This is a genomic window from Compostibacillus humi (assembly GCF_014637175.1).
Lineage (GTDB): Bacteria > Bacillota > Bacilli > Bacillales > Amphibacillaceae > Oceanobacillus > Oceanobacillus humi.
In genome coordinates, this window is record NZ_BMEV01000020.1 from 1 (window position 1) to 23,654 (window position 23,654).

Sequence of the window (23,654 nt, forward strand, 5' to 3'; positions counted from 1 at the left end):
CCATTTTGGATCCATAGAGAGAAAAACAGGCATCAAAAGTGCTCTTTTGCACCAAATTTTCGGATGCCTGTTTTTGTTTCAAAGTCAAGCTTTATTTTTGGGTAAACTTAAAGTAATATTAAAAAATATTTTCACTCGCTCCCGCCGCATAGCTTGTTCATATTTTAAAATTTGGTTCATATGCTTTAGTAAAACCTTTAAAGCAAGGGGAGTAAAGGAATGGATCATTTCTATGTCATAAAAATACGCAATGCATTACGTTGGGGAATCGTCATAATATTGGCTTTCGCTACAGCGCTTTTCCTCTGGATTGGAAACAATAATTTTCTTTCCGTATTTGGCAAAGAAGCTCCGGCGGCAATATCGAGAGGAAATAAAGAGCAACCGAATATTGCCCTTACATTCAATATAAGCTGGGGGGAAGAAAAGGTCCATGATATTCTGGATCAATTAAAGGAACACCAAGTACAAGCTACCTTTTTTTTAAGCGGGGAATGGGCGGAGCGCCATCCGGCGATTGTCGAAAAAATTTCTGAAGGAAATCATGAAATCGGTATGCTGGGCTACCGTTATAAAAGTTATTTAAAACAAGAAAAAGACCAGGTCAGAAAAGATTTGCTGTATGCAAAGGAAATTTTCCGCAAATTGGGTTATGAAGACATACACCTGGTAAGGCCTCCGAGCGGACAGTTTAATAAAGAAATATTAGAACTGACAGAAGGGCTTGGATTTCAAGTCATTCATTGGAACGTCAATCCAAACGATTGGGAGAACCCTGGTACTCAAACTATTATTGATAAAGTAATAAAGGAGACGGATAATGGAGACATCATTCTATTGCATGCCTCTGATTCTGTAAAACAAACTGCAGATGCTTTATCGACTATCCTTCCGGCGCTTAAAAATAAAGGATATCACTTTGTAAGCATTACAGAACTGATTAATCAGGCTAATGCTGAATCAAAGCTAGTGGAATGAATGTACGAATATAATAAAAGGCAGGCAGAAAATTCTGCTTGCCTTTTATATTTGACTGATAATCCTTAACCAATTCCATTATGAAATGGAATTTTATGCTTTTTTCGGCTTCATCTTCGTTCCCTTATTCTCCGAAGACGCAGCATTTGCCTCAGTTATCCGATGCAATTTCAATAATTGGTACGTATTGCATGCAAGCAGCGGTACAATCATTAACCAAACATAATCCGTTCCTTCCGCCTGCAATCCAGGAACCCATTCGACCGTTGTTATTACAACCATAAAGAATAAAGCGGGGATAAATGCCTTATTATTTGTTTCCTTTGCTTTGATTTTGGCGATAATCCAGCTATAGACGAGAAGACCAAAAGCTATGGCAATATAATAAAACAGGGAAACTTCTCCTTTGGTGGACTGGTAAGGGAAATACACCAAATCAAAAAGTACAAAGGCAATTAATAATATCTGTACCGTCGGCCAAAAGGAACGAAACAGACTAATGCCATAACGGTGGATAAATAAATAGGCAAAGAAGCCAGTCATGCTTAACACGCTAAAAGTGAAACCTAGACCTGCATCAAATATGATAAGCCCTACAAGCTCCATAAAATTAAACGGATTTAAATGCTCCATATATAATTCTGCATGTATAAAAAAGCTGATTAATAATCCGGCAATTCCGCCAATAAGAAAAGTCATGCCGAGAAAATGTACAAGATTCCTTGTTTTCAACGTAACGTCCTCCTAATTTAGGCAAATGGTATCAATGGATATTTTAACATAAAGGAATCCACTTTTCCCTTCTGAATATGTATAGTTTCCAATTTTGTCACTCATATTAAGCATATAGGAAGGAGGATTCCTTATGTACCGATATAACGCTCTTGTGATTATAGGTTTTTGCCTATTCGTTCTTTCGAGCTGCGGCGGAGGAACAAATTCCTCCGGCAATGATGCAGATTATGAAAAGACAAAAAGCATGGTTGTAGATATATTGCAGACAGAAGATGGAAAGAAAGCATTGACGGAAATTTTATCCGATGAAAAACTAAAACAGGAATTAGTAATAAATTCTGATGTCGTTCAGCAATCCATTAACGAAACCCTTGTTTCAGATAAGGGAAAAGAAATGTGGAAGAAACTGTTTGAAGACCCGAAGTTTGCGGAAGGATTTGCTAAATCCATGGAAGAAAGCCAAATGGATTTGCAAAAGAAACTGATGAATGACTCGGAATATCAGAAAAAAATGCTGGAGCTGATGCAGAATCCGGAGGTCACAGATCAAATTCTTTCCGTACTAAAGGGACAACAGTTCCGTGCCCACCTTGAGGAAACGATTCAACAAACGTTAGAAACGCCTACCTTCCAAGCAAAGATGCAGGATATCCTTCTAAAAGCTGCTGAAGAACAAGCAAAAGGGGAACAAAGCAGCAAAGGCCAAGGCGATTCCCCTGGCGGAGGCGGACAGGAAAGCGGCGGCAGAGGGGGAAGTGGCACGAGAGGCGGCGGAAGCGGAGAATAAAATTCCCTGCCTCCTTTATTTTGCAGCAAACATCTTTTCCTGCTAAAAAAAGTACTTAAAAGGATTTTTTCATTCCTTCTAAGCACTTTTTCATTCCGTTATTCTTCTAATTTGGCAATAATCTTGGCAGCGATCTTATGATATTCCTTCCCATTCGGATGATCTTCTTGATACACCCCTGGGGCAAAAATATCTTCTTCCATATATGGCTGCTGGAGCCGTAATTGTCCAAGCACTTTTGTATTAAGCACTTCTGCTAACTTCTTGCCGCCGCCTTGTCCAAAAACATATTCCTTTTCTCCGGTTTTTTCACTGACGAAATAAGACATATTTTCAATCACACCAAGAATTTCATGATTCGTCTTCAATGCCATTTGTCCTGCACGGGCAGCAACAAAAGCCGCTGAAGGATGCGGAGTGGTAACGATGATTTCTTTGCATGTCGGCAGCAGTTCATGGACATCCATGGCAATATCTCCGGTTCCTGGCGGCAAATCAAGCAACAAGTAGTCTAAGTCGCCCCATTCTACTTCTGTAAAAAAGCTGTTCAGCATTTTTCCGAGCATTGGTCCGCGCCAGATAATCGGGGAATTATCTTCCACGAAAAATCCCATAGAAATGACTTTTACCCCAAATCGCTCCACCGGCAAAATTTTCTTCCCTCTTACGACCGGGCGGTTTTCAATCCCCATCATATCTGGGACACTAAAGCCATAAATATCCGCATCAATAATGCCTACTTTCTTGCCAAGACGCATTAAAGAGACAGCAAGGTTTACGGTAACGGTAGATTTTCCAACGCCGCCCTTACCGCTGGCAACCGCTATGAATTTTGTGTTTCCGCTGCCGCCAATTAACGACTGCTCCTTTTTCTTATCAGCTACAGGCTGGTATTTCCGAATGACTTCATCCGGCAGCTTTTCAAATCGGAGTCCTACCGTATTTGCCCCTGCCCGCTTTAAAATGCCTACAACTTCCTGCTGCAGCTGCATTTGTTCTCCTGTATTTAACTTGGCGATTGCAAGTTTCACACTGACATGTTTCTTATCCTCTTTAATCGAAACTTCCTTAATTGCTCCGGCCTCTTCAAATGTTATGTATAAAAATGGATCCTTTACAGGATTTAATAACTCAATGACCTCTTCTTTTGTCAGAAACATTTTTCGCCACCATCCCTTGAATATACTATAACAATTGTTAGTATAACATAAACAGGGACAAATTAATGTGATGAGGCTCTCACTCTTCAGGAAGTTCCTCTGTAAAAAAGCGTAAAATACCTTCGTAAATACTTGCAGCCATTTTTTCCTGGTAAATCTCCTGTTTCAGCAATTCCCGTTCCTCCGCATTGGATAAAAAACCGATTTCCACCAATGCTCCAGGGCTTTTTACTTGTTTTAGCAAATAAACCCCGTCTATCGATAGAGCTTCCCGATTTGTATTCTCCAAATTGCGAATAATCTCTTCCTGAATCAGTCTGGCCAAATGTTTATTCTCTTCCCTGCTTGGATAATAGAAAGTTTGGGCCCCGCGCCATCGCGTGGAAGAAAGTGCATTCAGATGAATACTTACAAATAGGTCGGGGTTTTTCATTTCAATAATCGCTAATCGCTGGCGTATATCTTCAGACTTTCTTCGGGACAATCCTTTCGTTCCTTCCTGGGCGAGATCCCTGTCTGTTTCCCTTGTCATGTATACCTCTGCTCCAGCTTGCTGCAAAAAATCCCGCAGCTTAAAGGATACATTAAGGGCAATATCCTTCTCCAGCGTTCCGTCCGCGCCAACCGCTCCTCCGTCTGGTCCGCCATGGCCCGGGTCCACAACGATGACTTTGCCGCTAAGGGGAAGGGAAAAGCCCATTACAAATTGTTCTTCGTTAACTTGAATAGGCATTCGAATTAAAAATATTAATAACATCAACCCAAACATCCATAATGCAATTTTGACTAATCTGCTCATCGTCTCACCCTCTTTATTTTCTCTCACTATTGTATGGGACAAGTTTGAAGTTTATGACATGGAGCAAATTATGGTATGCTATTGATTATGGAAATGTATACTAACATTAGAGTCAACAGAAGGGGGCTTGAACATGATTTGGCTAGGTATAGGATTATGTATTATCGGGCTTGCTTTGCTTATCATATCCGTTGTTGCTATTAAACCATTGAAACGATTGTCCGACGTTCTTGGCAGCTTAAAACAAACGACCGATGAATTGCCAAAAACCGTAAATGAAATTACTTCACAGACAACGGCCGCCATGGAAACTGGCGTTGATGTCCTGCATGACGTTAAAGGGAAATTAAATGACTTACAGCCGGTTTTTCATATAGTGGGGAAATTTGGCAGAACTGCAAACTCATTGACTCAAAAAGCGGGGTCAATAACAAAAACACCTTTTTTTCAAAACGCAGTAAAAAACACAAAAGGACTGCTTGGTATTGTAGCGGTTCTCTTACTATTATTTAATAATAAAAAATGCAAGTAGGAGGGATCCCCCTGCTTGCCCTGCTTTTTCTACTAACCCTCTTATAAATCATAGCATTAACAAAAACAATCCTCATTAAGACTCCTATTTCAGTTCCTGCTGTTCTCCTGTAAATAGCGATATAATAATAGAAATTAAACAGGGATCACTCCGCCACCAAGTAGCTTGCTTTATGAAAGAATCCGTTCAAATAATATCGGTATTATAAAGCCCGCAACAAGAAAGATTCTAGTTGCCGTGACGGTAACTCTGTTGTTTTTCACTTATCGCGATCCTTTATCCAGAATTCCCCGCCCCCTATTTACAGCAGTTTTTCCTTATTTAATATAACGGCGCCTCCTATTCAAATTTTCCTCTTTTTCACGATTTCCCAATCAATTTCTGCCATGACCTTGCCAAAAATTAGGCAAAAAAATGTCTCCTGTTCAAGAGACATTTTTTCTTTTAATGATATTCACTTCTTCCCTTTTTTAAACCAGTAGTACGCCATCGCAAAGGTACTAAATAATCCTCCGCCTTTTTCTCCCGTAACTGAAGCCTTTGTCTTGATCGTATCTGTTACCTGCACCAGGGAGGAAGTAAGGGTGTTGGTAATTTTACCGACATCTCCAACAGCGTAAAATAACGGACTCAGTTGCTTTAATTTGTCGTTTACATCAGCTAATGTTTCATTTCCTTCGTGAATCATCTGTGTTGTCTGTTTAATCATATCATCGATTTGTTCAGGCAATTTTTGAACAGTTTTATCCACACCCTGTAAAACGTTTGCAAATTGATTCAGCGTATGTCCAAGGAAGATTGCCATAATCAATAATGCCACCCCAATGATAATTACACCAATTCCAACCAACGTCATTGAAATCCCTCTCTTCCAATAGTACCTTTAATTTGATTGTTTTTTCGTTACAACCTGATTTACAGCTTCTCCCCATTTGATGCCTTCGATGACCGATTTAATCTGGTTCTGAAAGGATTCTTCCGATACAGATTGTCTATATTGACTATACGCTTCGTTCAGATGCTGCATAGACTTTCCAGCATTATGTACTGTATCGACTAATTGATCCGCTGTATGTACATGTTTCTCCAATTCATCTACGGTAACCCTTGTTTCCCTCAGTGTCTGATGAAGTTCAGGCAACACTTCCAGGATTTGCTGTTCCGCAAACTTAACCGATGTACCTAAAGTTCTTGTTACATCGGCCACCCTTTTTAACATAAACGAGAGATATATCACGACAATAGCAAATGCAATGGAACACAACAAGATACCGAGCGATACGGCTTCCAAATTCCCACCCCTCCTTTAAGAGTATTATACCATTTTAGTTCATATTTAAAACGGATAATAACACCTAATAATTGTTAGCAATATCTTAACATAGAGGAAACAAAAGGAGGGAAATTTATTAGACTGCTTATACAGCTGCAGCGTCCATATTCCTTTCATATCTACAAATAAAGTTTTGCTAAAGCTCATTCAGCTAGTTAAACTTCGGCAAAGAACGCGTTTGGCAAATTATATTTTATTGATAGCCGAAAGATAGCCATCATCGCCACACATAATGAAGCACCCTAAAAGCCAATAACTTTCAGGGTGCCGCAGCTGTCCTCCGTTATAGATATGTCAAGAAATGAACCTAAACACCGATGTCTGACAGCGCTACTTCATAATAATCATTTTTTTTCTCAACGGCTTTACCATTAACAGTGACTGTTCTTTGTTCACTTTCCGGCAAGTAGAAACGAACCGTTGTATATGGTAATTCATAGTTTCCGTCCACGGTCACGTTTAGCTGGATTTGCTCATCTGAACTATTCATTTTCACCGCTACAATGCTATGGTTTTCCTCGTAATTGGCAGAAATACCGTCATCTTCATAAAGCTGATATGCGGATTGTTCTTTTCCTTTAGCTGGGAACAATAAAAAGCCCCGCTCATCTTTTTCCTTTGTTTCAAAGGTTGCTTCATAGTCATTAATCGGAATAATGCTTCCTGCCTTAACCAGCAGCGGATTGTAATTTAATGGAGCAGGAATCGTCACCGTTTGTCCGCCTTCATACCACTGACCAGTATGGAAATCAAACCAGCCGGCTTCAAATTTTGGCAGATAGACAGTCCGTTCTCTTTCTCCCTTCTCCACTACGGAAGCAACTAGCATGGAATCTCCCAGTATAAAGTCATCGTTTTCTTTAAAGGTGTTTTCATCATTTTCAAAATCATAGAATGTCGGCCGGATAATTGGCTCGTAATGTTTATGCGCCTGGTACAATGCAGTATAAATATATGGTAAAATCCGGTGTCTGAATTTAATCAGATCCCGCACAATATCTGCTGTCTCCTCGTACATCCAAGGTACGTTAACCGTTTTATCCGTATTCCAAGAATGAATCGTAAAACGCGGATAAAAAATGCCGTTCTGAACCCAGCGGACAAACAATTCCGGTTCTGGAGCTGGACCGGCAAAACCTCCGACATCGTGACCGATATTGTATATGCCGGATAAGCTTAAGCCTATTCCCATCTTAATATTGTACTTAATCGTCTTCCAGCTTGTATAATTATCTCCTGACCAAGTTTGTACGTAACGCTGCATGCCCGGCATACCGGATCTTGAAATCAAATAAGGGCGAATGTCAGGATTATATTCTTTTTGAGCTTCATAGGAAGCCTTCATCATCAACAGCGGCTGGACTGCCCTTAATTCCTCGAAATTTATTTTTTCTCCAAATCCATTACAATAAGCATTCTTAGTCCAAATTTCAAATTCATTGTTGTCATTCCAAGTAGAATCAATGCCAAATTCTAATAGCTGTTCTTTTACTTTATCCTTCCACCATTGAACTGTCTCTTCATTGGTAAAATCCAAATATGCTCCTGTTCCGTCCCAAAACTGCGCCATCACCGTTTCATCTTTATCATTTTTGATAAACATACCAGCATCTTTCAGTTCATCAAACATCGGATGATCTTTCAGCAAGGCAGGTTTTATGTTCGCACAAAGCTTAACCCCTTTTTCATGGAAATCATCGGTAAACTGCTTTGGATTAGGAAACTTATCCCGGTTCCAATTAAATACATACCGCTTATCATTGATGGACGTATATCCAGATGACAGCTGAAAGGAGTCACAAATAATATCATATTCCTGGCATTTTTTCAGGAAGTTTTGCAATTGATTCTGGGCATCTGGAGCGTCCGTATAAGTCATTGTAGAACCAGAATAACCAAGGCTCCATTTTGGCTGAAAAATGGTTTTACCGGTTAGCCAGGAGTACTTTTCGACTGTGTCTTTTACGGTCGGTCCAAGGATGATATAGTAATCCAAGTCCCCCGACTCAGACTGAAAATAACGGTAAAAACCGTGGTAGTTATCTAATTCTTTCCCCATATCAAAAATACTTTGAGCCATATTGTCGTAAAAGATACCGAAGGAGATTCCGCTGTTTCTGTTTCTCGTAATGTAAAATGGAATATGTTTATATAAGGGATCAGTACTTTGAGCGTCATAACCCATCGGATCGACGCTTACCATCCGATAACGTTCGCCATGGCGGTCAACTTCCCCGCTCTTTTCTCCAAGCCCAAAATATTGCTCGTCCAAATTCCTTTCTAAATAATGAAAAACTCCTTCTCCAAGGGCGCCGTCAAAATTGTACGCCTGCGTCTTTCTGTCTGATGCAATTTGCTGGTATTTTCCGGATTCATCTTTCGCATACCAAGTAATTTTAAAGCCATCCAAATTCACAGCAAGTTTCAGTCTCGACGTTTCAACGATAAAGTAATTGTTTTCTATTTTCGATGAATAAGCAGGAAGGGTAAATGGAGAAATGTCGAGTCGGTTGCGTCCTTCCATAGGAACATCGTCCATTCCTGGAGCAACAGCCCAAGTTTGCTTTACTTCCGGTTCGCTGCTTGGTGTTAGGAGCACTCTAATAATGTCTTCCTCTAAAATAAAAATTCTAGCCATAAAGGAACTGTCTTCCAATTGGAAGGAAATCACGTTATTTTCCTCAGTTAATAGATTAAATTGATAGCTGTCCATAATTGACATAAAGATTCAACCGTCCTTCCCTCAATGATGATGCAAAACATTCGTTCTCTAGTAACCCAATAATCTTGGCAGAAACAGACTTAATTCCGGAACATAAGTTACTAGCAGCAGGGTAACGATAATCGCTACATAAAAAGGTATCATCGGTTTTATTACATCTTCTAAATCGAGCTTGGCAACACTGACTCCCGCAAAAAGAGAGCTACCTACAGGCGGTGTAATATTTCCAACACTTAAGTTCATAACAAGCATAATACCGAAATGAATTGGATCCATTCCAAAACTTGTTACAATCGGAAGAAAGATAGGTGTGAAGATGAGAATTGCAGGAGTAATATCCATAAAACAGCCAATGATCAGCAAGATTACATTGATAATTAACAAAATTAGGATTGGGCTGTCTGTAATTCCGACAATAAGGTTGCTTATTGCCTGCGGGATGCCAGTAAATGACATAATCCAGGACATTACTGCCGAACCAGCAACGAGCAACATAATGACCGTCGTAAGTTCAACGGATTCCATTAGAATCTTTGGCAGATCTCTTAACTTAACTGTTTTATAAATCAAAGATAAAACAAGTGAATAAACGACGGCAATTGCTGATGCTTCTGTAGCTGTAAATACCCCAACAATAATTCCTCCAATAACAATCACAATCATTAACAAAGATGGGATCGCTTCGACAATCGTCTTCATTGCCATTTTAAATGTTAATCTTTCGGAAACAGGATAACTGCGGCGCTTTGCTACAATATATGCCACTAACGAACAGGCTAATGCCCACAATATTCCTGGTATATAACCAGCAATAAATAGTGCAGCGATGGATGTACCCCCGCTTACAAGCGAATACAAAATCAGAGCACCTGTTGGCGGAATAATTAGCCCCGTTGGAGAAGACGCGATGTTGACCGCTGCACTAAATTTAGGATCATACCCCTCTTTCTCCATTACCGGTAACATAACCTGTCCCATGGCAGCGGCAGATGCTACAGATGAACCCGAAAGCGAACCGAACATAGTACTTGCCAAAATATTTGTATGGGCCAATGACCCCGGGACTCTTCCGACGAGCACTTTCGCAAAATTAATCAGTCTTTCAGCAATTCCCCCGTTATTCATTAACATTCCCGACAAAATAAAAAACGGAACTGCCAGCAATGAAAAACTGTCTAATCCTGTGACAAGCTTTTGGGCTGCAGTAAAAATAGATATATCATATGGTAAATATATCAATATCGTTACCAGTGACGATATTACAATACTGATAGAAATCGGGACACTTAAAATCAATAATAGTGCAAAAACGATTAATAGTATCAGACCGGCCTGTAATGCCATCAGACACACTCCCTTCAATCATTTGCTTTATTAATTGCCGGTTTCGGCACCCATTTCATTCCTCATGCTTTTCACATGATCAATAATGTGGAATATCGCATAAAGAATGAATAAAATTCCTCCCACCGAAAGACTCAAATATAAATATTCCATCGGCATCTGCATAGCGGAAGAGACTTGTCCTACCGCATTTTGCAGGGCATTGATACCGCCGAACAATAAGATAAATACCGAAAATAGAATAACGATAATTTCAACCGCTATGTTCACCACATAATACATTTTTCCAGAAAATTTACGGGTAACGAATACGATGGCAACATGTTTTTTCTTGCTATAGGCTAGAGCCGATCCTACCATCGTTAACCAAATGAGTGAGTATCGCAGCATTTCTTCCGATATGGTACTGGGGTCATCGAGGACAAATCGGGTGAATACTTGCCAGGAGGCAACGATTACCATAACTGCCATCAAGGTTGCGGTAAGATACTCCATAATCCTATCCAAAATCTTTTTCAAGTGTAAAACCTCACTTTCATAAAGAATGGATGGCTCTCACTGATTTTTTGTAATTAAAACCAGTGAGAGCCGGAAAATTAAGAGTCAATGTTACTGTGCAAAGCTTTTAATATCTTCAAAGTATTTAGCATTTGTATCGCTTTCAGAAACGAACTCGTCATGTAGAGGAGCTGCAGCATCAATAAACGCTTGCTTATCCACCTCGAAGAATTCTACACCCATTTCTTCAGCGGCCGCTTTAGCTTCTTCAATTGATTCTGCCCAGCGGTCTTTATGGCTTTCTTTTGATTCCTCAGCTGCATCTATTAATGCTTGTTTAAGTTCATCGGATAGACCATTCCAAGTATTTGAATTAATAATTAGAATATCTGGTACAAATTGGTGCTCGGTATAGGAATATGCTTTCGCTACTTCACCGTGATTGTTCTGTGTCAGCGCGTTTTCGTTATTTTCTGCACCATCTAAAATTCCGGACTGCAGGGACGTATACACGTCACCAAAAGCCATTGGAGTTGGAGAACCGCCCATTGCTTCAATCATAGCAATAGATGTTGGACTTTCTTGAACACGAATTTTAAGTCCTTTCATATCATCTGGAGTTTCTACTTTTTGATCAACTGTGTAAATGCTTCGCTGACCAGAAGTGTACCAGCCGATAGCGATAAACCCATCATCTTCAGTGGAATTATAGATTTCTTTAACCGTTTCACTGTTGTCCATTACGTCATAATAGTGTTCTTCACTTTCGAATAAGTATGGTAAAGAGAATATTTTATAGCTTTCTTCAAATGCTTCTAGTGCACCAGCACTAACTTTTGCCATTTCCAATGTACCAGCTTTTACAGATTCAATAACTTCTCTTTCAGCACCAAGCTGACCGTTTGGATGGATTTGGATTTCTATGTTGCCATCAGACTTTTCGGTTGCAAGATTTGTAAATTCTTCAAGAGATAAATGAATAGGGTGGTTTTCAGGCTGATTATGCGCTAGACGAAAACTTACAGATTCTTCCGTATTTGCTTCGTCTCCGCTGCTTTCTCCTTCTCCGGATGCATCATTTGTATCTTCCGAATTGCCTCCACAGGCTGCTAATAAAAGCACTAATAGTAAAATAGCAATTCCAACTGTAAATAATTTTTTCAGCTTCATAATATTTTTCCCCCCAACAAATAATTGTTACTGATAGAAGTTCTAATAATCGGTGAAGCTTCCAACCATCCTAAGCTTCAATGAATTTCTTTGAGCACTGCTTCGTGATGTCTGCATCACCCCCCTAAAAATACATACTATTCGAACTTGTAACCCCTTTCCATACGGGGTAAAAAAATGTATTCTTCCATGTGTCAAATAATTACGTGTTTTCACAACAATTAAAGGTCGCACCTTAGCATTTTCTTACTATTCTGTAAAATATTATTTGTTCATCAAACAAACTAACTGTTTTTATTATAATTGCAAGCGCTTTATTAATCAAGCACTTCTCTGCCCAACACCTGCAGACCCCATTTGAATTTGAGCTATAGGTGTTACTGCAGGGGTTGTAACATTTACTAAATAGATACCCTTTTGTCTGATAGAAGTGAGTGAAAACACGCATCAATTACATGCATATCTCCAATGGAGTTTGCAAAGGTATGCTTCAGATCGGAAAGAGAAATTCCATCTAAAATTGTCTGAGAAAAGTATTCTACTTCTTCCCTATACTGATCCCCCCTGTACATAAGTTATCTTCTTTTCTCCTTCCTTTTCTACAATTATTTCTTTATCCCCGCCATACCAGTCTGGAAGGAATGCTCTTGGTACCAGGATTCTTCCTATCGTCCCGGCAACTTCATATTCTGCTCTTTTTGCCATGTTAAAACTCGCATCAAATACAGCCCGAACATTTTGCGGAAATGATAAATAGCCGACAACATCCGTATCCACTCCATAGGATTCATCCAGTATTGCATGAATATACACTGATTTTGGTTCCATGCCCAAAATATTGCGGATGGAATGTATCCCATAGCAGCCAACATCGTATAAACACCCTCCGCCCTTTTCTTTGCTCATCTTTATTGTTTTCCCTTTGAGCCAAAGGAAAGGAGAAAGCTGCACTAATAAAAGTTATTTCCCAAACCCCCCGAAGCAATGATTTGCTTTACCCATTTCTGCTGCGGGTGAAAAAAATACATAAATCCTTCCATAAAAAGTACCTTTTCTTTTTCACAAACTTGTTTCATCTCTAATACTTCTTGTGCATTTAGAGCAGCTGGTTTTTCACATAAAATATGCTTTTTGCTCTTGCTGCTTTCATAACCCATGTTTTATGAAGGTGATTTGGCAACGGGATGTAGACTGCATCAATTTCAGGATCATCCAATAAACGCTCATAGCTGTCATAGATTTTAGCAATTTGAAATCGCTATCCAATTTCTTTCGCTTTATTGATATCACTGTCTATTGCGATTGCAGCAACTTCGGCATTTGCTGCACGTTGAAATGCAGGAATCAGTTCGTTTTGAGCAATTTTTGCTGTGCTTAATACTCACCAGCGTACCTTTTTCATTATTTTCCTCCTTTTATAAAAGCACATAGGCAACAAGGGTGCCAATCCCTCCATAGATAAGGGCAAAAGACAAGTTCAGCCATGTAATCCGATATGGATTTGACCCGTATTCATGGATGTTAATTGCACCACTAATCCATATGAGCCAACGGGTAATGTCGAAATTGCCCCAGTGACAATGACGATAGCTAAACTAACCGGGTTGAATGTTTCTAACAGCAGATTGACAACTCCTGTTAACACTCCAATGGTGGCTATCGGATGAACCCCAAATAAGCTCATAAAGATAAAAACGAGCTGAATAAAGAAAAAGATGATCAGCGGGTAATCCGAAAAAGCAATTATCGGCTGCTGTATGAAATCTAATACGTTTGTTCCATCAATACTATTAGCAAAAAAGCGAGTGAAGTAAATAATACCGCAAAATTTTGCATGGAGTTTGTTTTTTCCTTCCACGTTGCCCAGCCGATAATCCAAAAACTGCGCCAACGTTTCAGCAGAATTGCCCAAATAAAAGCAAATGGAAAGATTAGAACAGTTACTGTAAAAATAAAATCCAGATTAAAAGCATTGCCGATTAAAATAACCAAAGCGAGGAATAGCACTAAAGAAATTAAAAGATGGATTAATTTTTTGCCAACTTTTTTATAGTTAATTTTCACTTGCTCTTGCTCATAATGATGTTTCTTATAAAATACTCTTCCCCATAAGGAATCCAATACAAATGTGATGACAGCAATGATTAATAACCACGGAAGCAATGAAACATAATCAACACCGGTCACAAAAATTGCCGTAGCAAGTAAAATTTCTAACGGGCTCCAAATCAACGCTAAAACGTACCCCCTAAGTGTAGCGGTGCTAATAAACGAATTCCTTACCTTTTGGCGGACAGACTTTAAGTTCTCCTGCAACACTTCTTGCGCAATGATAACTGCCGATAAATTTAAAAATGCTCCTAGTGTTACCGTAGTGATTAAGCTTCGGGGGTATAATTGCCCTAAATCCTTTACTTTTGCACGCAGTACATTATTTAAAATTCGGTCGAACCTTCCGCTTTTTACCACACTATTCATCCATGGCAGCATAGCAAATAGTGTCAAGAGTGGCAAATTCGAAGCGAACATTGCCGGGATGTCGGCAAAATATTGGCCTGTTGCAGCAAATACGGCTGCTCCGACTCCAATAAAAACAGTTCCCAAAATGCGAAACAGCCTGGAGGCGCCGACAAAAGAAACCGCCAGCATAAGAATAGCCAAGATTCCGATAAAATGGTTTAAATTCTCATTCTGAAAAAATACGTTCAACATATTCAATAGAAAAACAAATGAATAAAAGATAAATAAATGCTGAAAGATTGGATGAGTACGCATTTGTGTCTCCCTCAAGATTGTAGTCATAAAGATTGCCCTGTCTATAATTATCTATCAGCGTGGAGTACAGAAGCAAACAACTGCACCTGAATGATCTTTCATCAGATTTCCCGGAATAAATAAATGAGCTGTCTAGCAATTGTTCTAGACAGCTAAGCAGGTTTTTGTCAAAAATACTGAGATAAATTCAAAGCAAGTTCTTCATATTTGGAGTAAATTTCTTGATACTTTTGATGTTTTTCCATATTCGGTTTTACAACTATCTCCGGCGGCAAGCTTTGGCGAATGTCCTCGAAAGCTTTTGCCCGGCCAGTACCGACTAAAGCCGTCCATGCTGCACCCCAAGCTGCATTATGATGAGTATTTGATACGTGAATATTTTTGCCAAAAACATCCGCCATGATTTGCACCCATAAGTTCGACTTGGATAATCCACCATTTACACTTATTTTTTTCGGTGCACCGGCAACTCTCTCCAATGATTCGCTAATTTGATATATATTAAAGGCAATGCCTTCAAGCACAGCACGAGTTAGATGTTCTTTCCGGTGACCGACCCTTAGGCCGAAGAAATTCCCTTTTGCCTGCTCATTCCACAGGGGAGCCCGCTCTCCGTTAATGTAAGGGAGGAAAATAATTCCTTCAGAGCCAATGGAAACATTTTCAGCCCCGGCTAAAAATTCCTCATGGGTTCCTTTAAATTCGACTGTCTCTTTCAGCCATTGCAAAACGATTCCGCCATTGTTTGTCGGTCCGCCGATTATGGACGTTTCCGCAGTAAAAGGATAGGTGAAGGTTTCCATCTTCTCATTCACTGGTGCTCCTTGAACAAATTGGCGTATTGCACCGCTCGTGCCGACGGAAATATTGGCTTCTAAAGGCGCGATAGCACCGCTGCCCAAATTCGCAAGCTGCCCGTCTGCTGCTCCAATAACAAAAGGCATCGCTGTAGATAATCCTAATTTTGTTGCCGTTTCTTTATCCATGTTTGACAAAATGGTTGTCGGAGGCACGATTTCGGATAATTGTTCCTCCTTCACACCAGCGATTTGCAATGCTTCCTCGTCCCATTGCAATTTTTTCACGTCAAACAGACCAGTTGCCGCTGCCATGGAATAATCAATCCAGCGCTTTCCGAACCAGCGGTAGATTAAATATTCTTTCATGGACATAAAATATCGGGCTTCTTTGTAAGCTTTGTAACCGGTATCCTTCATCCAGCACAGTTTTAAGAAAGGGGTCATCGGATGAATGGGTGTTCCTGTACGCTGAAATATATCCAATCCATTTGTATTCATTAAATGCTCTGCTTGTTTGCTGCTTCTGCCGTCGGCCCAAATAATCATCGGGGAAATCGGCTCCACCTGTTCATTAAGGCAAATAAGCGAATGCATCGCAGCAGAAAATCCCGCTGCAATGATTTCCTCTTCTTCGGCATTTGCCTGCTGCACAACCCGAATGACAGCATTCATCGCTGCCTGTTCAACTTGCCGCGGATCTTGCTCCGCCCAGCCGGGATGGGGATAATTCGTCTTTACCATCTCTTCAGCTTCCGCAATGAGTTTTCCCGTCGGTTCAAATAGAACTGCTTTTATGCTTGTTGTTCCAAGGTCAAGACCTAGTACTAGTTCTCTTGCCATAAATACCTCTTCCTTTATTTATGCACATTTCTTTAAAAAAGGCTTTAGGGATGGCCCTAAAGCCTTTTAACCGGTGCTTATTCACTAGCCAAACACTTTCGACAAAGATTATATTATAAAATATGTACCTTTTTGTTTACTGCACCTATTATATTGTCATGCTGCCAAAGCCGCCGTCAACCCTTAAGAAAGTTCCGGTAACAAATCCGGAAGCTTTATCCGACGCAAGATATACGGCCGCCCCCTGCAATTCTTCTGGTTCACCGAACCGTGCCATAGGGGTATGTTTCATAATCGAATCAATCCGGTCCTTGTCTAAAATCTTTCTGTTTTGTTCTGCAGGGAAAAATCCTGGAATTATTGCATTTACCCGGATTCCATATGGCGCGAATTCCCTTGCCAAAAATTGGGTAACACTGTTCACTCCCGCTTTCGATGCTGAATAAGTAAATACTCTTGATAAAGGTGTCGTAGAAGAGACGGAAGAAATATTAATAATACTTCCTTTTCTCTTTTGCTCAATCATCTTCTTTGCAAAAATTTGCGTAGAAAAGACTAATCCTTTTAAGTTAACATCCATAATGTCGTCCCATTCTTCCGTATCCAGCTCTAAAAATGGGGTCGAACTATTTTTGCCGGGCGCATTTAAGATAACATCCCAGCCGCCAGCCCATTCTTCAATCTCTTCTGCTGCTTTTTTAACTGTTTCTAAATCGCTTACGTCTGCCTGGAAAGCTTTTGCTTCTCCGCCGGATGCAATAATCTCTTGAGCAACTGCTTCCGCCTTTTCCAAATTCCGGCCGACGATTGCAAGTTTTGCCCCATGGTCAGCCAATCCTTTGGACATGGAAGCTCCCAATGTACTATTGCCTCCAATAGCGACAACGACTTTACCAGTTAAATCAAATAAATTCGACATGTTTCGTCCCCTCTCTTATCGTAAATTTCCTTTTTCATCAAAAGGAAGGTCATATAAATCAGAAATTTGTTCTAAGTTTGGATGTTCTCTCACATAGTCCAGCAGGTTTTCCGAAACTTCGATTTCGCCAATTTGCAGCGTATTTTTAATCCTAACCATTTTTACCTTCGTAAAGTCCAAAATATTACAGGTTTTGATCGCCGCTTGAATTGCCATCTTATCGTTAGGCAACGTTGTGGAAATATGGGTCGGTCCGACAACGGTAGAAGTTAGTCCGTTGGCATAGGTTGCTTCCCGGTCCATTTTGTCCACAAGCCGCTGTGTAGTAAAATCTGCCGTACCTACACCGTTTGCATTTCCTTCCGTTTCCGGTGTTAAATCAAGTACAACCATTTTCGTCACTTCCGGACCGCCGTGGGCATAAGGAGTCGGATACCGGCCGGTAATATTCGGATCCATGCCATCTCCGCTTATATTTTTGCCAATTTCATCAATTACTAACACGTCAATTTGGTCTACAAATATTTTCGGCAGCAGTTTCTTTGCAAGGGCTTGCAAGTCTGGCTCTACTTTTTCAATTTCATTCGCCCGCAGAACTTTCAATTCTGCCACTTTATCAAAAGCGTTTTCAACGGTTGCCACCGCGAAAATAATCGGCATTTTTTCAATTGCCATTTTCGCCATGGCTGGGACATGTTCTGCCATATGTTTAAATCCTAATTGATGGCATGCTTCCGCGCCCTTTTGTTTGCCTAAGCCGATACTGATCATTTTCATAATGCCGCTTTCTACTTTGCCGCGAAAGGCTGTATGAGGCTTCACCCGGTTAATGACAACGATTCCGTCGGCCTCAGAAGCGAGCTTATCGATATAAACAGGCAACCCATTCGGCAATTCGCCGATTTTTATTACGTCCATGGAGGAACGGATTTCTGCTCCAACGCTTTCCTCTGTCACACCAAGATGTTCTAATACCGCTTTTTGCCCCGGGCCGGTTGCTCCGCCATGGCTGCCCATGCTCGGGACGATAAAAGGTTTTGCTCCCAAATCTTTCAGAAAAGAAACCGTTGTTTTTGTAACATCCACCAAACGGTCGATTCCCCGGCTGCCGACAGCAACGGCAATTTCATCCCCTTCTTTTACAAGGTCTTTCACTCTTTGCAGTTCGTGTTGTAACGTACCGACAACATCTTCTAATTTTGTGTCATCAAAGGTCTGTTTTACCTTAGCCATTTTTGGAATAGGAATATCTTTTAACAGCTCATACAAAATACTCACGTCATCGCCTCCTTCGCGTGAAATCCTTTTCATAAAATGGAGAAGCATTATGTATTAACATAGTATATACATAATCATAATCGTTAGTTAATTTGTTTATCCAACAAATTATCAATTTTATCATACCATTTACAGCTTTATATCGTCAAAAAACAGTTAATAGCTGTTGGCAAGCTTATTTTTAAGATTCTTTCATGCTTTTCCCGCGGACAATTTCCCTCCATTGAAGATCTCCCCGCTCCAACGCGTGAATAATCAGTTCAGCAGTACCCATATTCGTCGCAAGGGGAATGGAATATACATCGCACAATCGCATTAGTGCTGAAATATCCGGCTCATGGGGCTGGGCCGTTAAAGGATCTCGGAAAAAAATTACAACATCCATTTTATTTTCTGCAACTAATGCACCAATTTGCTGGTCTCCCCCCAACGGACCGGATTGGAATCGATGTACAGGAAGGCCTGTACTTTCGGATATTCTCTTTCCTGTTGTTCCTGTAGCATACAGTTCGTGCTTTTCTAAACTATACTTATATGCTTCCGCAAATTTGACGATATCATCTTTTTTCTTGTCGTGGGCAATTAAAGCAATTTTCATCGAATCATCCCTTCAGTAAGAAATTTTAAACCGGAATTATGTATATAATTATCATATAAGAAACTTCTTTCAAAAGCCTCTTTTTTTGTTATAATTACTATAAATGCGGTGTGAATTTTTTGTGTCAAGCAAAATGTAATCCCTTACATGAAGGCGATTACAACTGTTTAGTTGCCAAAATGATTTGGTATAGACCAAGTTGTTTGCACGAAACAAAGGGGGAGTTACAACATGGTTACGGGTGATGGTGCATATATAAAAAAAATTAACCGCAGTCTATTATTGCAAAAAATTATTGAAAATGGAATGATATCCAGGGCAGAATTATCTAAACAAACAGGATTAAATAAAGCTACTGTATCCGTCCAAGTGTTAGATTTGCTTAATGAAAAGCTGATTATCGAAACCCAGCAGGAACATAATTCCATCGGCCGCAGACCGATCATCCTTTCCATTAACGGGAAAGCTGGGTATATTTTAGGCATTGACCTTGACTTTCCGTTAATCCAATTTACCGTAACAAATATTGCCGGCAAACCAGTTGAAGTACATCATCTCCACTTAGATACAGACAACTATGAAAAAGTTATAGACATACTTGTACAACATATAAAACAATACGAGGAGAAATATTCCGAAAGTGTCTATGGATTAATTAACGTAGTAATCGGCATCCATGGAACGGTAAATAACAATGAAATGATTAACTTCGTACCAAAATTCAAATGGCATAAAAAGAAAATCAAAGAAGACCTGCTAAAACAGCTGGATATCGATATTCATATTGATAATAACGCTAATTTATCCGCCTTTGCCGAAAAAGTATTTGTCCACCATTATAGCAATAACCTGCTTAATATTATTTTATCTTCGGGAATTGGCGCAGGAATTATAATGGATGGCAAACTGAATAAAGGTTACGACGGCTATGCCGGTGAAATGGGCCACATGATTATTTCGCCTAACGGAAAAAGCTGCTCCTGCGGCAATCATGGCTGTTGGGAAAAATATGCTTCTGAACCGGCTGCGTTAAAGGAATTGCAAATCTTGCTGAATAAAGAACAGCTTACGTATAGTGACGTTCGGCAATTATTGGATAAAAAAGACCCTGTCGTTCTAGAATACTTTAAAGAATTTATCATGTATTTAACGATAGGAATAAATAATATTATTAACATTTATAATCCGGAAATTATTGTCCTTAACAGCGATATGCTGAAGATGTATCCAAATGCGATAAAAGAAATCGAAAGCAATCTTAAATCGAGCGTCAGTCAATATCGGGAAATCGTCTTATCAAAACTCGGAAACAAATCCTGTGTCCTCGGCGCATGCGCCATGGGCATTAAACGATTTTTTGAAATCAAAGAGGTTTATTTGGAGCTGCCCGAATCTTTAATCCAAGCAAAACAAATGGAATATATTTATTAGAAAAAGAACTCCCCTATGTAAAGGTGACTCATCACCAATATATTAGGGAGTTCCATTTATTTTAAAACCATTCCGTATGGAAAGTTCCTTCTTTATCTTTTCTTTCGTACGTATGTGCTCCGAAGTAGTCCCGTTGTGCCTGAATTAAATTAGCTGGCAAGTCTTCGGAACGATAACTGTCATAATAGGCAATTGCACTGGCAAAAGTAGGAACAGCAATTCCATGTTCAATTGCAATTGATACTACTTTTCGCAATGCAGACTGATAATTTTCTACAATTTCTTTAAAATACGGGTCAAGCATTAAATTGGCAAGCTGCGGATCCCGGTCAAATGCCTCTTTAATTTTTTGCAAAAATTGAGCCCGAATAATACATCCGCCGCGCCAAATCATGGCAATATCTCCGTATTTTAAATCCCAGCCATATTCATCCGAAGCTGCGCGCATTTGGGCAAAACCTTGAGCGTAGGAAGTAATTTTACTCATGTATAAAGCTCTGCGAATCGCTTCAATGAGCTCTTTCCGGTCCCCGTCGTATTTCACATTCGTCGGTCCGCTTAATACTTTACTTGCTTTCACCCGTTCGTCTTTCAGACTGGAAATAAAGCGGGCGAAAACACTCTCTGTAATTAACGGAAGTGGAACCCCTAAATCAAGGGCATTTTTACTCGTCCATTTTCCGGTACCCTTTTGCCCAGCCTTGTCCATAATAACTTCAACTAGTGGTTTTCCAGTTTCCTCGTCGACTTTTGTAAAGATATCTGCTGTAATTTCGATCAGGTAGCTGTCCAGTTCACCTTTATTCCATTCGCTGAACACTTCATGGAGTTCCTTCGCATCCATGCCAAGGACGTGTTTCATAATGAAGTATGCTTCTGCAATCAGCTGCATATCGCCATATTCGATCCCGTTATGGACCATTTTTACGAAATGGCCTGCTCCATTTGGTCCGATATACGTTACACATGGTTCACCGTCCACTTTGGCAGATATTGCTTCAAAGATAGGTGCAACTAAATCATACGCTTCCTTTTGTCCGCCCGGCATCAAGGAAGGGCCATTTAATGCTCCTTCTTCTCCGCCGGAAACACCTGTCCCGATAAAATGAATGCCCGATTCATCTAATTTTTGATTGCGGCGCATCGTATCTTCGTACAATGTATTTCCGCCGTCAATTAAAATGTCCCCTTTTTCCAAGTACGGCATGAGGGATTCGATGGTAGCATCGGTTGCCTGGCCGGCTTTCACCATCAGCATAATTTTTCTCGGCTTTTCTAAAGCATTGACAAATTCTTCAATCGTTTTTGCTCCGACAAAGTCTTTACCCTTTGCTTCATTTTGTAAAAAGTCTTCCGTTTTTGCATATGTACGGTTATATACGGCTACCGAATAACCCCGACTTTCCATATTCAAGGCAAGGTTCTTGCCCATAACGGCTAAGCCGATTACACCAATTTGTTGTTTTCCCATAGTCATTTCCTTTCCATTTTCCTTTACTGTTATTTTATAGCAAAAATCGACTTAGATTGCAAAATATCGCTTCGCATTTTCATAACAAATTTTCCGCACATAGGATTGTAACAGCTTCATGTCTTTTGGTGCTTTGCCTTCTTCTACCCATTTCCCAAATAAATTGCACAAGATTCTGCGGAAATATTCATGACGAGGGAAAGAAAGGAAACTTCTGGAATCCGTTAACATGCCGATAAAATTGCTGATTAAGCCAATATTAGCCAACGTCCGCATTTGGTCTTCCATACCGTCGATCGTATCGTTAAACCACCATGCCGTACCAAATTGTACTTTGCCAGGGATTTCATCTGTTTGGAAATTGCCAGCCATTGCCGCCAGCACATTGTTATCTCTTGCATTTAAGCTATAGAGCACTGTCTTTGGCAGCTTGTCATTTACGTCCATCGCATCAAGCAGTCTCGACAGCGGATAAGCTAATAACTGATCGCCAATCGAATCAAAACCTGTATCTGGACCAAGCTTTTTAAACATTCTTGTGCTATTATTCCGCAGCGGGTTAATATGGAGCTGCATGACCCAGCCTTTATCGGCATACATTTCGCCAAGGGCAACTAACGTATACGTCTTAAATTGGTCCACTTCTTTTTCGTTTAATGTTTCACCTTTCAGCCGTTTTTGGAAAATGTTGTCTACTTCATCCTTTGTCGCTTCCTCATAAAACATAACATTGATGCCATGGTCTGAACTGCGGCAGCCATGTTCATCAAAATAATCTACTCTTTCGCTTAATGCTTGCAAGAATGTATCATAATTTTCAATGGAACGATTTGTTGCTTCCTCTAATTTTTCAACCCAGCTGTTAAATTCTTCCTTTTCGATAGCTAAGCCTTTATCCGGACGGAATGATGGGGAAACAGTAATACCAAAATCTTCCTCGGACAATTTTTTATGGGCTTTTAAATCATCGACGGGATCGTCGGTCGTCCCGACAAATTCCACGTTTTTATTTAAAAGTAAAGAACGGGCCGACATTTCCGGACTTGCCAGTTTTTCATTCGCTTCATTCCAAATCTTTGGCGCAGAATCTTCGTTAAGCAATTCGTCAATTTCAAAGTATCGTAACAGTTCAAGATGAGTCCAATGATAAAGCGGGTTGCCTAGCGTGTTAGGCACTGTTTTTGCCCAAGCGAGGAATTTTTCATAATCGTCTTTATTTCCCGTAATATAATCTTCACTAATCCCATTCGCCCGCATTGCTCTCCATTTGTAGTGGTCACCGCCAAGCCAAACTTCAGCAAGGTTAGCGTAATTTTTATTTTCGAGGATCTCATATTGGTTCAAGTGGTTATGGTAATCAATGATTGGCAATTTTTTTGCCGTTTGATGATAAAGTTCTTTCGCTGTCTCGTTATAAAGCAAAAAATCATCTGTGATAAATGTTTTCATTTGCTCTTCCACCTTTCAAATAAATTAGGATGAAG

23 protein-coding genes and 1 pseudogene are annotated in these 23,654 nt (G+C 40.0%); 5 read left to right on the forward strand and 19 right to left on the reverse strand.

Translation table 11 applies throughout. From position 1 onward, the window contains the following. Together IEV18_RS17230 and pdaB are read left to right on the forward strand one after the other, a co-directional pair. The coding region (locus tag IEV18_RS17230) for a hypothetical protein (protein WP_229733574.1) at window positions 1-241 on the forward strand (241 nt) is incomplete at its 5' end. Next, a complete protein-coding gene (pdaB, locus tag IEV18_RS06810; protein WP_188391640.1) occupies window positions 220-978 on the forward strand; it encodes a polysaccharide deacetylase family sporulation protein PdaB in 759 nt (252 codons plus the stop codon). The genes IEV18_RS17230 and pdaB, both read left to right, overlap by 22 nt. 93 nt (window positions 979-1,071) lie before the next feature. Here the strand turns inward: pdaB and IEV18_RS06815 are convergent, their stop codons facing one another. After that, on the reverse strand, window positions 1,072-1,710 hold the full coding sequence (locus IEV18_RS06815; RefSeq protein ID WP_308421553.1) for a KinB-signaling pathway activation protein: 639 nt from the start codon (window positions 1,708-1,710) through the stop codon (window positions 1,072-1,074). Window positions 1,711-1,843: 133 nt separating this feature from the next. On the opposite strand from IEV18_RS06815, the gene gerD reads away from it, so the two are divergent. Further along, window positions 1,844-2,500: a spore germination lipoprotein GerD gene (gene gerD / locus IEV18_RS06820; RefSeq protein ID WP_188391641.1), complete on the forward strand. Its 657-nt coding sequence runs from the start codon at window positions 1,844-1,846 to the stop codon at window positions 2,498-2,500. A gap of 98 nt (window positions 2,501-2,598) precedes the next feature. On the opposite strand, the gene salA is transcribed toward gerD, so the two are convergent. Further along, complete coding sequence (gene salA / locus IEV18_RS06825; protein ID WP_188391642.1) at window positions 2,599-3,660, reverse strand: iron-sulfur carrier protein/transcriptional regulator SalA; 1,062 nt, start codon at window positions 3,658-3,660, stop codon at window positions 2,599-2,601. A 79-nt stretch (window positions 3,661-3,739) separates the two neighbouring features. Next, window positions 3,740-4,459, reverse strand: coding sequence for an N-acetylmuramoyl-L-alanine amidase CwlD (gene cwlD, locus IEV18_RS06830; protein ID WP_188391643.1), 720 nt, complete (start codon window positions 4,457-4,459; stop codon window positions 3,740-3,742). A gap of 133 nt (window positions 4,460-4,592) precedes the next feature. Here cwlD and IEV18_RS06835 point away from each other — a divergent pair, with 133 nt between their 5' ends. Then, on the forward strand, window positions 4,593-4,991 hold the full coding sequence (locus tag IEV18_RS06835; RefSeq protein WP_188391644.1) for a DUF948 domain-containing protein: 399 nt from the start codon (window positions 4,593-4,595) through the stop codon (window positions 4,989-4,991). Between the two features lie 454 nt (window positions 4,992-5,445). Here IEV18_RS06835 and IEV18_RS06840 read toward each other — a convergent pair whose 3' ends face one another. The 14 genes and pseudogenes from IEV18_RS06840 to mgsA form a co-directional block, all read right to left on the reverse strand. Beyond that, on the reverse strand, window positions 5,446-5,847 hold the full coding sequence (locus tag IEV18_RS06840) for a DUF948 domain-containing protein (protein ID WP_188391645.1): 402 nt from the start codon (window positions 5,845-5,847) through the stop codon (window positions 5,446-5,448). Between the two features lie 27 nt (window positions 5,848-5,874). Continuing rightward, the gene (locus tag IEV18_RS06845) at window positions 5,875-6,282 is read right to left on the reverse strand and encodes a DUF948 domain-containing protein (protein WP_188391646.1); all 408 of its coding nucleotides are present in this window, start codon (window positions 6,280-6,282) and stop codon (window positions 5,875-5,877) included. A gap of 349 nt (window positions 6,283-6,631) precedes the next feature. After that, window positions 6,632-9,046, reverse strand: a complete 2,415-nt coding sequence (locus IEV18_RS06850) for a glycoside hydrolase family 31 protein (protein ID WP_188391647.1) — start codon at window positions 9,044-9,046, stop codon at window positions 6,632-6,634. A 48-nt stretch (window positions 9,047-9,094) separates the two neighbouring features. Beyond that, a complete protein-coding gene (locus IEV18_RS06855) occupies window positions 9,095-10,390 on the reverse strand; it encodes a TRAP transporter large permease (protein ID WP_188391648.1) in 1,296 nt (431 codons plus the stop codon). A gap of 30 nt (window positions 10,391-10,420) precedes the next feature. Further along, window positions 10,421-10,909 (reverse strand): TRAP transporter small permease, encoded by a 489-nt coding sequence (locus tag IEV18_RS06860; protein WP_188391649.1) that lies wholly within the window; start codon window positions 10,907-10,909, stop codon window positions 10,421-10,423. A 90-nt stretch (window positions 10,910-10,999) separates the two neighbouring features. After that, complete coding sequence (locus tag IEV18_RS06865) at window positions 11,000-12,058, reverse strand: TRAP transporter substrate-binding protein (protein WP_188391650.1); 1,059 nt, start codon at window positions 12,056-12,058, stop codon at window positions 11,000-11,002. 549 nt (window positions 12,059-12,607) lie between these two features. Then, the gene (locus tag IEV18_RS06870; RefSeq protein ID WP_188391651.1) at window positions 12,608-12,964 is read right to left on the reverse strand and encodes a Gfo/Idh/MocA family protein; all 357 of its coding nucleotides are present in this window, start codon (window positions 12,962-12,964) and stop codon (window positions 12,608-12,610) included. 44 nt (window positions 12,965-13,008) lie between these two features. After that, a pseudogene (locus IEV18_RS17565) lies at window positions 13,009-13,307 on the reverse strand (Gfo/Idh/MocA family protein). Between the two features lie 228 nt (window positions 13,308-13,535). Further along, the gene (locus tag IEV18_RS17235) at window positions 13,536-13,742 is read right to left on the reverse strand and encodes a hypothetical protein (RefSeq protein WP_229733575.1); all 207 of its coding nucleotides are present in this window, start codon (window positions 13,740-13,742) and stop codon (window positions 13,536-13,538) included. 80 nt (window positions 13,743-13,822) lie between these two features. Beyond that, the gene (locus IEV18_RS06880) at window positions 13,823-14,833 is read right to left on the reverse strand and encodes a hypothetical protein (protein ID WP_229733576.1); all 1,011 of its coding nucleotides are present in this window, start codon (window positions 14,831-14,833) and stop codon (window positions 13,823-13,825) included. 167 nt (window positions 14,834-15,000) lie between these two features. Next, complete coding sequence (locus tag IEV18_RS06885) at window positions 15,001-16,473, reverse strand: gluconokinase (protein ID WP_188391653.1); 1,473 nt, start codon at window positions 16,471-16,473, stop codon at window positions 15,001-15,003. 148 nt (window positions 16,474-16,621) lie between these two features. Then, entirely contained in the window at window positions 16,622-17,392 is a 771-nt protein-coding gene (locus IEV18_RS06890; RefSeq protein ID WP_188391654.1) for an SDR family oxidoreductase, read from the reverse strand. Window positions 17,393-17,407: 15 nt separating this feature from the next. Next, window positions 17,408-18,670 carry a nickel pincer cofactor-dependent isomerase, group 22 gene (locus IEV18_RS06895; RefSeq protein WP_188391655.1) on the reverse strand — a complete coding sequence of 421 codons (1,263 nt, stop codon included), beginning with the start codon at window positions 18,668-18,670 and terminating at the stop codon, window positions 17,408-17,410. Between the two features lie 181 nt (window positions 18,671-18,851). Next, complete coding sequence (mgsA, locus tag IEV18_RS06900; protein WP_188391656.1) at window positions 18,852-19,268, reverse strand: methylglyoxal synthase; 417 nt, start codon at window positions 19,266-19,268, stop codon at window positions 18,852-18,854. A gap of 231 nt (window positions 19,269-19,499) precedes the next feature. Here mgsA and IEV18_RS06905 point away from each other — a divergent pair, with 231 nt between their 5' ends. Further along, window positions 19,500-20,699: an ROK family protein gene (locus tag IEV18_RS06905; protein WP_188391657.1), complete on the forward strand. Its 1,200-nt coding sequence runs from the start codon at window positions 19,500-19,502 to the stop codon at window positions 20,697-20,699. Between the two features lie 61 nt (window positions 20,700-20,760). Here IEV18_RS06905 and gnd read toward each other — a convergent pair whose 3' ends face one another. Together gnd and uxaC are read right to left on the reverse strand one after the other, a co-directional pair. Then, entirely contained in the window at window positions 20,761-22,170 is a 1,410-nt protein-coding gene (gene gnd, locus IEV18_RS06910; protein ID WP_188391658.1) for an NADP-dependent phosphogluconate dehydrogenase, read from the reverse strand. A gap of 51 nt (window positions 22,171-22,221) precedes the next feature. Beyond that, window positions 22,222-23,619, reverse strand: coding sequence for a glucuronate isomerase (uxaC, locus tag IEV18_RS06915; RefSeq protein ID WP_188391659.1), 1,398 nt, complete (start codon window positions 23,617-23,619; stop codon window positions 22,222-22,224). Window positions 23,620-23,654: the final 35 nt, after the last annotated feature.

What these genes read in the sequence shown, in the direction of transcription:
- pdaB (WP_188391640.1), top strand. Translation starts at nt 220, where the DNA reads ATGGATCATTTCTATGTCATAAAAATACGCAATGCATTACGTTGGGGA.
- gerD (WP_188391641.1), top strand. Translation starts at nt 1,844, where the DNA reads ATGTACCGATATAACGCTCTTGTGATTATAGGTTTTTGCCTATTCGTT.
- salA (WP_188391642.1), bottom strand. Translation starts at nt 3,660, where the DNA reads ATGTTTCTGACAAAAGAAGAGGTCATTGAGTTATTAAATCCTGTAAAG.
- cwlD (WP_188391643.1), bottom strand. Translation starts at nt 4,459, where the DNA reads ATGAGCAGATTAGTCAAAATTGCATTATGGATGTTTGGGTTGATGTTA.
- IEV18_RS06835 (WP_188391644.1), top strand. Translation starts at nt 4,593, where the DNA reads ATGATTTGGCTAGGTATAGGATTATGTATTATCGGGCTTGCTTTGCTT.
- IEV18_RS06840 (WP_188391645.1), bottom strand. Translation starts at nt 5,847, where the DNA reads ATGACGTTGGTTGGAATTGGTGTAATTATCATTGGGGTGGCATTATTG.
- IEV18_RS06850 (WP_188391647.1), bottom strand. Translation starts at nt 9,046, where the DNA reads ATGTCAATTATGGACAGCTATCAATTTAATCTATTAACTGAGGAAAAT.
- IEV18_RS06855 (WP_188391648.1), bottom strand. Translation starts at nt 10,390, where the DNA reads ATGGCATTACAGGCCGGTCTGATACTATTAATCGTTTTTGCACTATTA.
- IEV18_RS06865 (WP_188391650.1), bottom strand. Translation starts at nt 12,058, where the DNA reads ATGAAGCTGAAAAAATTATTTACAGTTGGAATTGCTATTTTACTATTA.
- IEV18_RS06870 (WP_188391651.1), bottom strand. Translation starts at nt 12,964, where the DNA reads ATGAGCAAAGAAAAGGGCGGAGGGTGTTTATACGATGTTGGCTGCTAT.
- IEV18_RS17235 (WP_229733575.1), bottom strand. Translation starts at nt 13,742, where the DNA reads ATGAGCTTATTTGGGGTTCATCCGATAGCCACCATTGGAGTGTTAACA.
- IEV18_RS06880 (WP_229733576.1), bottom strand. Translation starts at nt 14,833, where the DNA reads ATGCGTACTCATCCAATCTTTCAGCATTTATTTATCTTTTATTCATTT.
- IEV18_RS06885 (WP_188391653.1), bottom strand. Translation starts at nt 16,473, where the DNA reads ATGGCAAGAGAACTAGTACTAGGTCTTGACCTTGGAACAACAAGCATA.
- IEV18_RS06890 (WP_188391654.1), bottom strand. Translation starts at nt 17,392, where the DNA reads ATGTCGAATTTATTTGATTTAACTGGTAAAGTCGTTGTCGCTATTGGA.
- mgsA (WP_188391656.1), bottom strand. Translation starts at nt 19,268, where the DNA reads ATGAAAATTGCTTTAATTGCCCACGACAAGAAAAAAGATGATATCGTC.
- IEV18_RS06905 (WP_188391657.1), top strand. Translation starts at nt 19,500, where the DNA reads ATGGTTACGGGTGATGGTGCATATATAAAAAAAATTAACCGCAGTCTA.
- gnd (WP_188391658.1), bottom strand. Translation starts at nt 22,170, where the DNA reads ATGGGAAAACAACAAATTGGTGTAATCGGCTTAGCCGTTATGGGCAAG.
- uxaC (WP_188391659.1), bottom strand. Translation starts at nt 23,619, where the DNA reads ATGAAAACATTTATCACAGATGATTTTTTGCTTTATAACGAGACAGCG.